The following is a 13,565-nucleotide window of genomic DNA, read 5'->3' as shown; positions in this document are numbered from 1 at the left end:
TCCGTGGAGAGGATTCGAACCTCCAACCTATCGGTTAACAGCCGAGTGCTCCACCGTTGAGCTATCGCGGAATATTTACTACATTAGTTATTATATCAACTTTTACTAATAATGCAAGTGTTTTTAGCAAAAATTTTTCTAATACATTTTATTAATTTTATATTTTAAAGATAAAAATGGGGCTGTTACACAAACAGCCCCATTAAACATTTAAAATTAGAAATAAATAATCATTGATTTAATTTGCTTTAAATTACTAAACAACTTAATTTCTAAAACTCCTTATAAGTTTTTTCAATAATTCTTCATTTTCCATTCTTAATTCTTCATTACTTTATAGGTTTCATTGTAGGGAACATAATAACGTCTCTTATTGAAGCAGAATCTGTTAAGAACATTATAAGTCTATCTATACCTATTCCTAAACCACCTGTAGGAGGCATACCTGTTTCTAATGCACTCATAAATTCTTCATCTATCATATAAGCTTCATCATCACCAAGTTCTCTTTCTTTTTCTTGTTGATTAAATCTTTCTCTTTGAACGATTGGATCATTTAACTCAGAATAAGCATTACATATTTCTCTACCGAATACGAATCCTTCAAATCTTTCAGTAAACATTTCATTTCCTCTCTTCTTCTTAGTAAGAGGTGAAATTTCTACTGGGTAATCGCATATAAATGTTGGTTGAATCATATGTTGTTCACAGAATTCTTCATATAAAACATTTAATACTTCACCCTTAGTTACATGATCAAGCTTCTTCTTAAATTCTAAATTCTTTTCCTTAGCTATAGCTTGAGCTTCCTCGTTAGATTTAATTTCATTAAAATCTATACCTGTATGCTCTTTAACTGCATCAACCATAGTAATTCTTCTCCAAGGTGGTGCAAAATCTATTTCAGTACCTTGGTACATAACCTTAGTAGTTCCATTAACTTTTTCGCATACAGCAGCTACCATGTTTTCAGTTAATTCCATCATATCATTATAATCAGCAAAAGCTTGATATAATTCTATCATAGTAAATTCTGGGTTGTGTCTAACTGACATACCTTCATTTCTGAAAGTTCTTCCCATATCATATACTTTTTCTAATCCTGCAACTATACATCTCTTTAAGTATAATTCAGGTGCAATTCTTAAATACATATCTATATCTAAAGTATTATGATGAGTAATAAATGGTCTTGCTGAAGCTCCCCCTGCTATTGGTGCTAACATAGGTGTTTCAACTTCAATAAACCCTCTATTATCTAAGAATTCTCTAATTCCTTTAAGTATACTAGCTCTCTTAATAAAGTTTAGCTTAACTTCCGGATTAGATATCATATCTACTTCTCTTTGTCTATATCTTAAATCTGGATCTTTTAAACCATGCCACTTTTCTGGTAGTGGTTTTAAAGACTTACAAATTAATTCAAAAGCTTTAACCTTAACAGAAACTTCTCCTGTCTTAGTTTTGAAAACTTCTCCTGTTGCAGCTACCCAGTCACCTAAATCATAAGTTTTATATGACTTTAGTGCTTCTTCACCAACTTCATCTATCTTAATAAATAATTGGATTCTGCCATCTCTATCATGAATATCAGAGAATACAACCTTACCTTGACCTCTTTTGGACATGATTCTACCTGCCACTGTTACAGTTGCACCTTCTAATGTCTCATAATTCTCTTTAACTTCTTCTGACATATGAGTTCTTTCAACTTTATATACGTCAAAAGGATCCTTACCTTGGTTTTGTAATTCCACTAATTTTTCTCTTCTTAAAGCCTCTTGCTCACTGAACTGAGATTCTAGCTCTTGTATATTCATTTCATCAGTTGACATTGATATCCCTCCGTTACTCTCTTCTTATTCCTAGTACCTCAAATTTATTAATTCCACCTGGTACTGAAACCTCTACTATTTCTCCAACCTTTTTACCTAATAAAGCTGCTCCTACAGGTGATTCATTAGATATTTTATAGCTCATAGGGTCTGCTTCTGCTGATCCTACTATTGAATATTCAACTTCTTCATCGAAATCATAATCCTTAACCTTAACTATTGACCCAACTGCAACTATATCTGTAGGAATTTCTGATTCATCAACAACTGAAGCATTTTTTAACATATTTTCTAATTGTATTATTCTTCCTTCAGTAAAAGCTTGCTCATTTTTTGCTTCATCATACTCAGAATTCTCGCTTAAGTCTCCATATCCTAAAGCTACCTTTATTTTTTCAGTAATCTCTTTTCTCTTTACAGTTTTTAAAAACTCTAATTCTTCTTCTAATTTTTTAACTCCTTCGTATGTCATTACGAACTTTTTAGCTTCACTCATGATTTTCTCCCCTTCAATTTACACTATATTTAAAACCTAATAATAAGTCTTATATTGTCAAAATCATTTAAAACATTATAAATCAGCAATTACTATATGTCAATAAATCTAATTTATAAGTATTTTATTAATAGATAATATTGTACTTATTTTTAATATATTTATTCGCAAAACATATTAATATTCAAATAATTACATAAATAATATTTTATTCATTCATTTCTATTAAAACTTTCTTATAATTATTTAACACATCTATAACTGCACTACTTTCATCTAAAGTATTTATAATAGATCTTATATCATTGCTTTTTGGCATACCCTTTAAGTACCAACTAGAGTGCTTTCTCATCTCTCTAATAGCTTTTCTCTCTCCATCGTACTTAATTGCTAACTCATAATGTCTTAAACACATATCTATTTTGTCATTATAAGTTATTTCTAAAGGTGGAAGTCCCTTTAACTTATTTTCAATTTGCTTAAATATCCATGGATTGCCCATACTTCCTCTAGCAACCATTATGCCATCACAATTAGTTTTATTCTTTAAAACTAAGGCATCTTCCGCAGTAAAAACATCTCCATTTCCTATAACAGGAACTGAAACTGCTTCCTTAACCTTACCTATTATATCCCAATCAGCCTTACCTTCATACATTTGTTCTTTAGTTCTTCCATGTATAGCTAATGCGTCTACTCCTGCATCTTCAAGTGTTTTAGCAAAATCTACTGCATTTATGCTACCTTCATCAAAACCTTTTCTAAATTTAACTGTAACTGGCTTTGTAGAAACTTTTTTTATTTCTCTTACAATATTGGCTGCAAGCTCTGGATGCTTAAGTAATGCAGACCCTTCTCCATTCTTAGTTATCTTATTAACTGGACATCCCATGTTAATATCTATTAAAGCTACATCTTCTCTATCATTAAAATGCTTTTGTACTACTTCTGCCATAATCTTAGGATTATTCCCAAAGATTTGAACAGCTACTGGACTTTCTTCATCAGATATCCTAAGTAATGATTTAGTATTTTCATTTTCATAATATAGAGCTTTTGCACTTACCATTTCAGTATATACTAAGCCACAACCCATTTCTTTACATAATCCTCTAAAGGATATATCTGTAACTCCTGCCATAGGTGCTAGAAAAACATTATTTTCAAATTCTAGGTTTCCAATTTTCATATTATACTACTCCTTATTCTTTTCGTATATAATTCTTAACCCCTCTAATGTTAAACTAGAATCTACCTTGTCTATAACATCAGTTTCTTTAGCAATAAGTTTTGCAAGTCCTCCTGTTGCTATTACGAAAGGTTCCTCTGTACCATGATCCATCATTTCTTTTTTCATTTTATTTACTATATACTCTACTTGACCTATGTATCCATAAATAATACCAGCTTGCATGCTTGTAACGGTATTTTTACATATTATACTCTTAGGCGTTTCAAGTTCAATTCTAGGTAGCTTTGCTGCTCTATCAAAAAGTGCATCAGATGATATTTTAATTCCTGGTGTAATGCATCCTCCAAGATAATTTGCATCTTTTGTTAATGAACAAAAGGTAGTTGCTGTCCCAAAATCTATAATTATTAAATCTTTATTATACTTATCATGAGCTGCTACAGCATTTACAATTCTATCTGCCCCAACTTCCTTAGGATTATCATATTTAATATTAATTCCTGTTTTAACACCTGGTCCTACAATTAAAGGATTAATACCAAAGCTCTTCTTAACCATATTTTCTAAAGAGTGCATTATATTAGGAACAACAGACGATATTATTATTCCTTTTACCTCCTTAGGATTTAAATCACTTTGAAGAAAAAGTTGCATTACTTTAATAGAGTATTCATCTGAAGTTTTCTTGGCATCAGTTGATATTCTCCATCCTGCAATATTCCTAGAATCCTTATATACCCCTAACACAATATTTGTATTCCCAACGTCTACTACTAGAATCATACAAGCACCACCTTAATACAATTAAAAGCAGCTTTTTAAAGCTGCCTCATTTAAATAAATATTCTCTAAGCAAAATTAACAATTTAATTTTAACAATTAGAATTTATTTGTCAAGTGTTGTAAATTGTATAATTAAAATAATCCTAGTATTTCACCATTATCTAAAATATCCATTCTATTAGCTGCTGGTACTTTTGGCAGCCCAGGCATAGTCATAATATCACCATTTAAAGCAACTATAAATCCAGCTCCATTAGATACTCTAACTTCTTTTACTGTAATCTCAAAGTTTTCTGGTCTTCCCTTTAAAGCAGGATTATCAGATAATGAGTACTGAGTCTTAGCCATACATATAGGAAGCTTATCTAAACCAAAGGTTTCTAGTTCAGTTATTTGCTTTTTAGCATTTGCAGTAAATACTACTCCACTTGCTCCATAAATTTCTTTTGCAATTGTATTTATTTTTTCTTCAATGCTAGATTCTATTTCATATATTGGCTTAAAGTTAGATTCTTCATTTTCTAATATATCGCATACAACTTCCCCAAGTTCTATTCCACCTTCGCCACCTTTTGCCCATACATCAGATAAAGCCACTTTTACGCCAAGCTTATCACAATATTCTTTAATAAACTTTACCTCTTCATCACTATCAGTAACAAACTTATTTATAGCTACCACTACAGGAACATTATACTTCTTAATATTTTCAATTTGTTTTTCTAAATTAGTAATTCCCTTTTCTAATGCCTCTACATTTGGAACTCCTAACTCCTCTTTACTAACTCCCCCATGATTCTTTAAGGCTCTAACAGTTGCTACTATAACTACACAATTTGGAGTTAAACCACCATATCTACACTTAATATCTAAAAACTTCTCTGCTCCAAGGTCTGCTCCAAAACCAGCTTCTGTAACTACTATATCGCCAAGTTTTAAAGCCATCTTTGTAGCTATTATTGAATTACAACCATGTGCTATATTAGCAAAAGGTCCACCATGAATTATAGCAGGAGTATTTTCTAATGTTTGAACTAAATTAGGTTTAATTGCATCCTTCATCAGTAACGCCATTGCTCCCTGGATTTCTAATTGTTTAGCATAAACTGGTCTACCATCTAAATCATATGCTACTACTATATTACCCATTCTTTCTTTAAGATCCGAAAGATTATTAGCTAAACATAATATAGCCATAATTTCAGATGCAACTGTAATCATAAATCCATCTTCTCTTAAAAATCCATTTAGTTTTCCGCCAAGTCCAACAACTATATTTCTTAAAGCTCTATCATTCATATCCATTACTCTCTTGAATACTATTCTTCTTGAATCTATCTTAAGAGCATTTCCTTGATGAATATGATTATCTATAGCCGCAGCTAATAAGTTGTTTGCACTTGTTATTGCATGCATATCTCCTGTAAAATGTAAATTTATATCTTCCATTGGAACTACTTGAGCATATCCGCCACCAGCAGCCCCTCCTTTAATTCCAAAAACAGGTCCTAAAGAAGGTTCTCTTAATGCTATTACAGCATTCTTATTCATTTTACATAAAGCCTGACCTAGACCAACTGTAACTGTAGATTTCCCTTCTCCTGCTGGAGTTGGGTTAATAGCCGTTACTAATACTAGCTTACCCTTTTCCTTATCTTTTAACTTTTCAAAAACATCTAATGATATTTTACACTTATACTTACCATATTGCTCTATATCATCTTCAGTTAAATTTAATTTTCCAGCAATTTTTGTAATAGGCTCCATCTTAGCTTCTTGAGCTATTTGTATATCACTTTTCATAAAACACACTCCTACCCAATGATTATTTCTTAAATTTAATAAACAAATTATACCACTTACTACTAATCAATTAAAGTTTTTTCGAACATTTTTATAATTTTGTATAAAATAGTTCGTATTTTGTCTATTCATATTTCTTTATGTTTAATTAATAGTTTGTATATATTATAATAAACCCTAATTTTTATTAATTATTAATTGAGGGGTTGTCATAAGACAACCCCTCTAATATTAGTTTTCATTGAAGATTTTAACGAATTCTTCACCATCAATTTTTTCTTTTTCTAATAAAACTGCTGCTACAGCATGAAGCTTATTAATGTTTTCAGTTAATAAATTTATAGCCTTATCATATGCTTCATCTATAAATTTCTTAACTTCCTTATCTATTTCAGCTCCAACTTCTTCACTAAAGTTTCTACCATGGCCTAAGTTCTTTCCAAGGAAGACTTCATTATTATCTGCACTATAGGATATAGTACCTAGTTTATCACTCATACCATACTCCATAACCATAGCTCTCGCTATAGCACTACATCTATCTATATCGTTTTTAGCTCCAGTTGAAATATCTGATAAAATTATCTTTTCAGCAACTCTACCACCTAATAATCCTACCATTTCATCCTTTAACTTAGATTTAGAAGTGTATGATCTATCTTCTGTTGGTAAATGCATAGTGTAACCACCAGCCATACCTCTTGGTATAATACTTATCTCATGTACAGGATCGCAGTGCTCAAGTAATTGCATAACTACTGCATGACCTGCTTCATGATAAGCAGTAAGTCTTCTATCATGATCATTAATAGCTCTACTCTTCTTTTCAGGTCCTGCTATTACTCTTGTTATAGCTTCTTCAAATTCTGTCATTCCAATTAGCTTTTCACTTCTTCTAACAGCAAGCAAAGCTGCTTCATTAGCTAAGTTTTCTAAATCTGCTCCAACAAATCCTGGAGTTCTCTTTGCTAATACTTTTAATTCTACATCTTCAGATAAAGGTTTCTTTTTAGTATGAACCTTTAATATTTCTTCTCTTCCCTTAACATCAGGTGCTCCAACTACTATTTGTCTATCAAATCTACCTGGTCTTAATAATGCAGGGTCTAGTATGTCTGGTCTATTAGTAGCTGCTATCATAATAATTCCTTCATTAGCACCAAAACCATCCATTTCAACTAGTAATTGATTTAATGTTTGCTCTCTTTCATCATGGCCACCACCAAGACCTGCTCCTCTTTGTCTACCAACAGCATCTATTTCATCAATAAACACTAATGATGGAGCACTCTTTTTAGCTTGTTCAAACAAGTCTCTAACTCTTGATGCACCAACACCAACAAACATTTCAACGAAATCTGAACCTGAAATACTATAAAACGGAACTCCAGCTTCACCAGCTACAGCTTTTGCTAATAAAGTTTTACCTGTACCTGGAGGCCCAACTAATAAGACACCCTTTGGTATTCTAGCTCCCATTTCAGTGTACTTCGAAGGTTGCCTTAAGAAATCTACTATTTCTTCTAGTTCTTGCTTTTCTTCATCCGCTCCTGCTACATCACCAAAGGTAACTTTTTTGGCATCTGGAGACATCATTTTGGCTCTACTTTTACCAAAATTCATAACGCCTCTTCCGCCCCCTCCACCTTGAGATTGCTGAGTCATCATAAAGAAGAATACAAATATTAACACCATAATTAATAATGTTGGTATTAAACTAATCCAAAGACTACTATTTGAAGGTTGTTTAAAATCCACCCTTATGTCATCCTTTGGAGTTTGAGCCATTAACATTTGCACCATTTCGCTTGGAGCATATGTAACAAATTGCTTACCATCTCTTGTCTTACCCGAAATTGACATCTTATCTGGCTGAACATTAACACTCTCTATTTCATCACTAACCCATTTTTGTTGAAAATCACTGTATGATATTTCATCTGCCATCTTTCCGCTATTCCACAGGAAAGTTGCAGATAAGAATAAAATTGCTATAAGAAATATCCATACTGTTGCACTTGAATATTTTTTCATTCAAGGCCCCCCTTTCTTCTAGTTTTTATTATATTGCCTTATTATACTACATATTACATTACTTTTTGTATACTTCTTCCTTTAAAATTCCTACATAAGGTAAGTTTCTATACTTTTCAGCATAATCTAATCCATAACCTACTAGGAACTCATCTGGAACTTCAAATCCACAATACTTTACATTAATGTCTACTTTTCTTCTTGCTGGCTTAGTTAGTAAAGTAACTATTTCTATACTATTTGCTTTTCTAGCTTTTAGATATTTTAATAAATAATCTAAAGTAACTCCACTATCTATAATATCTTCTACTATTATTATGTCTTTTCCTTCTATACTATGATCTAAATCCTTTAAGATTCTAACCACACCTGTTGTCTCACTAGAATTTCCATAGCTAGATACAGCCATAAAATCAATTTCTGTTGGTATAGTAATATTTTTTATAAGCTCAGATGCAAACATAACTGATCCCTTTAAAATACCTACTATTAATAAGTCTTTTCCTTTGTAATCATTGCTAATTTCATTTCCTATTTCTTTAACTCTTTTAACAATTTGTTCTTCAGTAAGTAATACTTTCTCTATGTCTTTTATCATTTTTTTATCCCTTCCTAGCAAAAGTAATTTTTATAATATTTTTAGTTTCTTTAGTAATTTTGAACTTTTCAGAAACTTTATGCGCTACTAGCCAGGCTATTTCGTTATCAAAACACAAAACCGGAATCTTGTCTCTTTCATCTACTGGTATTTTCAGATCCATAAAAATATCTTTTACCTTTTTGTTTCCCTTCATTCCTAATGGCAACATTTTATCGCCATTCCTTCTTTTCCTAATAACGAGCCTTTCCTCTATCTTATCATAATCAAAATATTTTATTAATACATTCTTAGAAAAATCTATATTATTTTTATTTCTAATAATATTGAATCTTACATTATAATTTCCATAACATATATCAGTATTGTCTAATTCTCCTTTATTTATCACAACTTCTTTATATTCTCTTATTATATTATCCTTTAATTTTAAATATATATCTCCATATATATTCTCAGCTAATACATTGTTAGTAAGATCTATTCTTTTATTAGTTGTGTTTTTAGATAATTCTATAACATCATATATATGTTTCATCTCAAAATTACTATACTTACCTGTAAATTCAAAAAAGGCTTTTCTAATTATTCTTGATATAATTGCCCTATCTAAATTAAAAGCTTCCTTTGATATTATTAAAGCATCACTAGTATTACTACAATATACCTTAAAATTATCTGATGTCTCCTTCTCTAAAAAGTCATTATCTACTTGAATCAAGTTAGCCATTCTATTTAAAGTGTTAATTATATCTTTATTGAAATTTTCCTTCATATATGGAATAATATCTAACCTTACTTTATTTCTACTATATATATTTTCTAAGTTGCTTTTATCTATTCTAGGCTCTAAATTATTAGAGCTACAATATAACTCAACTTCCTCTCTAGATAAACAAAGGATAGGTCTTATTATTCCTCCTTCTCTTTTGCTTCTAATTCCACATAGCCCCTCAATTCCTGTTCCTCTCATCATATTCATAATGATAGTTTCTGCTTGATCATTTGCATTATGAGCAACAGCAATCTTATTATATCCATGATGATTTTTTATAGTTTCAAAGAATTTATATCTTTCTTCTCTTCCAGCCATTTCATGAGATATATTTTTTTCTTTAGAAATTTTGTCTATATCTATTTTCTTAACATAAAATTCTATATCAAGGTTCTTACATAAAGACTTTGAATACTCCTCATCTGCTAGGGCTTCATCACCTCTTAACATATGATTTACATGAGCTGCTCCTATTATAATATTAAAGTCCTCTTTTAGACTATAAAGAACATTAAGTAAGCAAACAGAATCAGGCCCTCCAGATAGAGCTACTAGGATTTTATCTCCTTTTTCTATCAATTTATTTTCTATTATAAAATCCCTTACTTTATCTCTCACAACAATACTCCTTAGTAATTTTTTATAATATATTTATAATAACCTTAACATCTTCTTCTGTAAATAAAAAATGTTAGTTAATTTTTACATTTTTAATTCTATCTATATTTAATAATATTAATCTTTCAAATAAAAAGATGAGATAATCTATAATCTCATCTATATTGCTATTTTTTAATATATTGAGTATAACTTAGATACTAATACAGTCATGTCATCTTTTACCTTTCCACCACTTAAAGCTATAGCCTTTTCTAAGATATCATTAGCAAGAGCTGCTGGATTTGTATCTGCATATTCTAAGTATTCTAATAGCCAATAATAACTTCCTATATTATTTTTATCTATATCTAAAACACCATCACTAATGGATATAATAATATCTCCATGTTTTAGTTTTAATTTTTCAGAGCTATAATCAACATCATCTAAAATTCCAAAAGGTAAAGTGTTTGATTTAACTACCTTTATCTCTTCTCCTCTTTTAATAAAGCTTACAACTCCACCAATCTTTATAAATTCCACATCACCTGTATATAAGTCTACTACACCTAAATCCATAGTTGTGAATTTTTCATCTTCATTAAATTTCATAGCCATAACAGAATTAATGGTATTAATTGCAGTCTTTTCACTAAATCCACTTTCTATAAATTTCTGAATTAAATCAACAGCTAAACTGCTTTCAGAGCTGGCTTCTTCTCCTGAACCCATTCCATCACTGATTATGGTTATATAAGTTCCATCATTATTATTAGAAAAACTATGACTATCACCAATAGCTGTTTCACCTTCTTTAGGCTTTGAGGCTACATATGACATCATATGATATTTTGGTGTTTCTTCTATTATAATAGTAGATTCCCCTGTTTCAGGATCAATCATCACTCCATTATTGGCTATAGATACTGGCACTTTAACTAGAGTGTTAATTACAGGAATAATATTCTTCACACAATACCTTTCACTATTAGAAGAAGTTGTTATAACTTTAATCTTCATCCTTCCTCTTCTATCTAAATAAGAAAAAACATCTAAATAATCTATTTTACTTCTATTAAAAGCCTTTCTTAAAAGTTTATCTATTTCTGTGCAAATAGATATATCCTTTTGAAAGTCTTGAATCATTCCATCCATAGTATCAGAAATATTATTCATATGATTAGCAATAATATTCCTACCTTCTGTAAGCCTAGTTCTTAAAGCTTCATTAACTGTATAATTATTTACTATCTCTTGAGCATTTTTCATAAGGCTTGTAGTTTTAACGCATACCTTATCTAAAGTTTTTGGCAAATATATTTCCTTACTTTCACAACTACTTAACAATTCTGAAAATCCTTCAAAAGTTGAATGTAAATTTCTATCCCAGCACTTTTGTCTAAGCTCACAATTATAGCAAACTCTATCTGCTAAACTCTCTACCATAGCAGATCCCTTATTATTTAAAGATAAAATATCATTTTCCCCTAAATTGATTATAGAGTTAGATAATGATGCTAATATAGACTTCATAGAATTTAATCTATCTAAAAATTCACCCTTAACACCATTTATTCTATTATCATTTATAACCTCTATCTTTTTATCTTGATTGAACTCTTTGTATATAGAATCAATTAAGAATTTTGGTATAAACATAAATAATACTATAGATAATAGAACTTCAATACCTCCATATATATTAAATGTATTTGAATACATCCAAATTATAAAATAAATAATAGAGTATGCAGCTGATGAAAAGAACCTTCCAGTTTCTCTAAAAACTCCAATTATTAATCCACATAAGCTATATAATGTAACTGCAGTGATTATATCATTATTAGTTATCCCTATAATGAATCCCATGGATACTCCTATTGCAGCTCCAAGTCCAGCTCCTCCTGTATATGCAAATATAGCTATAGTAGCTAATGCTAAAATACTTCTTAAATGTATGTTAAATATACTAGCATTTCCTATCCCTGCAATTAATAAGCATATTAAAATTCCTATACTTATCATTTCTTCTGTTGAGAAGAAATAATTACTTGAAAGTTCATCCATACATCTTAGAGCATAACTTATCATGTATTTAACAGGAACTATACTTAATGTTTTTAATAAAGAAAAGATAAAATTAACTTCTATAGGCTTATTATTAATTAACATATTATATATTATAAACACTGAGAAAATTAAAAAGAATGTTACTACATCTCTCCCCTTCACTTCAAATCTTTTACATATCTCTATATAGGATGTTATGATAACTGCACCAATACAGTATGATGCCACTCCCTCCAAGTTACCACCTATAGATAAATATCCTGCTATAACTCCAATTAAGGATAATAAAGTATATTTACCTCTTTCACCCTTCATACCTATAAGGTAAGCAATACCAAATGGTGCTATTCCCATGTCAATAGTGGCTGATAATAATACTCTACTTAATAAAAATCCTATCACCAACGATGCTACAGCCCTTATGGGTGTCCCCTGAATTTTTAATTCCTTCCTCTTATTTTCTACCCTCTTATAAGTTGATATATCAACACCATATTGCATATTGTCCTCCTCCAATTTCCATAAAATGTATTTTAAATTATATCACCTTACTTCAGAAATATATGTCAGATGATGTATTAAAAAATTTTTTTCTTAGGACAATAACTGCTATTTTTCTTTTTTTGAGCTTTAATAATGTTGATTTAAATTGTTACAAGTATAATTTCTTGCTTAATTAACATACTTTCTAATACTATTTCCAATACTAATTTGTCACTATTAGAACTTTATTGAAGAACACTTAAAATTAAGATAAGTTCTAGTATCAAATTTAATTACATATAATAATAAACTTAATTAATAAAAATAATTACATATGATAAATGACCTGATTAATAAAAAAATAATTATATTGATGTGATTCAATTAATAAAGAAGTAAATTCTATTTATAAGTTTATTAGTTTTAGTTCCTTATATAATTAAAACTATCTACATATATAACTTTTTTAAAACTGAACTGATAAGCTGAGTTGTACTATATAGTTCCTACATATTTATATAGTTTTTTAGACATAAAAAAACAGCTACAAATAAATTGTAACTGTTTTGGTGCTGAAGACCGGAATCGAACCGGTACGGTATCGCTACCGCAGGATTTTAAGTCCTGTGCGTCTGCCTGTTCCGCCACTTCAGCGTATGGTAGCGGAAATAGGACTTGAACCTACGACACCCCGGGTATGAACCGAGTGCTCTAGCCAGCTGAGCTATTCCGCCATATGTTTTTTGGTTGCGGGGGCAGGACTTGAACCTACGACCTTCGGGTTATGAGCCCGACGAGCTGCCAACTGCTCCACCCCGCGATATTATAAGCTAAATTCAACTTGGTGCTGAAGACCGGAATCGAACCGGTACGGTATCGCTACCGCAGGATTTTAA

General features: G+C 30.4%; 9 protein-coding genes and 4 tRNA genes. All 13 read right to left on the bottom strand.

The annotated features are described in order from the left end of the window. Positions 1-71: transfer RNA gene (locus E5347_RS16465), tRNA-Asn, on the bottom strand. Between the two features lie 258 nt (positions 72-329). After that, complete coding sequence (lysS, locus tag E5347_RS16460; RefSeq protein ID WP_136008313.1) at positions 330-1,835, bottom strand: lysine--tRNA ligase; 1,506 nt, start codon at positions 1,833-1,835, stop codon at positions 330-332. Positions 1,836-1,848: 13 nt separating this feature from the next. Further along, positions 1,849-2,331, bottom strand: coding sequence for a transcription elongation factor GreA (greA, locus tag E5347_RS16455; protein WP_136008312.1), 483 nt, complete (start codon positions 2,329-2,331; stop codon positions 1,849-1,851). Positions 2,332-2,539: 208 nt separating this feature from the next. Beyond that, positions 2,540-3,520, bottom strand: coding sequence for a tRNA dihydrouridine synthase DusB (gene dusB, locus E5347_RS16450; protein ID WP_136008311.1), 981 nt, complete (start codon positions 3,518-3,520; stop codon positions 2,540-2,542). A 6-nt stretch (positions 3,521-3,526) separates the two neighbouring features. Next, on the bottom strand, positions 3,527-4,306 hold the full coding sequence (locus tag E5347_RS16445) for a type III pantothenate kinase (RefSeq protein WP_136008310.1): 780 nt from the start codon (positions 4,304-4,306) through the stop codon (positions 3,527-3,529). Positions 4,307-4,438: 132 nt separating this feature from the next. Further along, complete coding sequence (locus tag E5347_RS16440) at positions 4,439-6,109, bottom strand: formate--tetrahydrofolate ligase (RefSeq protein ID WP_136008309.1); 1,671 nt, start codon at positions 6,107-6,109, stop codon at positions 4,439-4,441. Between the two features lie 231 nt (positions 6,110-6,340). Beyond that, complete coding sequence (gene ftsH / locus E5347_RS16435) at positions 6,341-8,143, bottom strand: ATP-dependent zinc metalloprotease FtsH (RefSeq protein ID WP_136008308.1); 1,803 nt, start codon at positions 8,141-8,143, stop codon at positions 6,341-6,343. Positions 8,144-8,201: 58 nt separating this feature from the next. Beyond that, the gene (hpt, locus tag E5347_RS16430; RefSeq protein WP_136008307.1) at positions 8,202-8,741 is read right to left on the bottom strand and encodes a hypoxanthine phosphoribosyltransferase; all 540 of its coding nucleotides are present in this window, start codon (positions 8,739-8,741) and stop codon (positions 8,202-8,204) included. Positions 8,742-8,745: 4 nt separating this feature from the next. Next, entirely contained in the window at positions 8,746-10,134 is a 1,389-nt protein-coding gene (tilS, locus tag E5347_RS16425) for a tRNA lysidine(34) synthetase TilS (protein ID WP_136008306.1), read from the bottom strand. Between the two features lie 174 nt (positions 10,135-10,308). Then, positions 10,309-12,687, bottom strand: coding sequence for a stage II sporulation protein E (spoIIE, locus tag E5347_RS16420; protein WP_136008305.1), 2,379 nt, complete (start codon positions 12,685-12,687; stop codon positions 10,309-10,311). A gap of 549 nt (positions 12,688-13,236) precedes the next feature. Then, positions 13,237-13,323: transfer RNA gene (locus E5347_RS16415), tRNA-Leu, on the bottom strand. Positions 13,324-13,326: 3 nt separating this feature from the next. Continuing rightward, positions 13,327-13,403 (bottom strand) — tRNA-Met (locus E5347_RS16410). Between the two features lie 10 nt (positions 13,404-13,413). Beyond that, positions 13,414-13,489 (bottom strand) — tRNA-Met (locus tag E5347_RS16405). Between the last annotated feature and the right edge of the window lie 76 nt (positions 13,490-13,565).

It is taken from the genome of Clostridium sartagoforme (assembly GCF_004794105.1).
GTDB lineage: Bacteria > Bacillota > Clostridia > Clostridiales > Clostridiaceae > Clostridium > Clostridium sartagoforme_B.
Note: the sequence above shows the minus strand (reverse complement) of the source record. Positions and strands in the feature narration are given on the sequence as shown.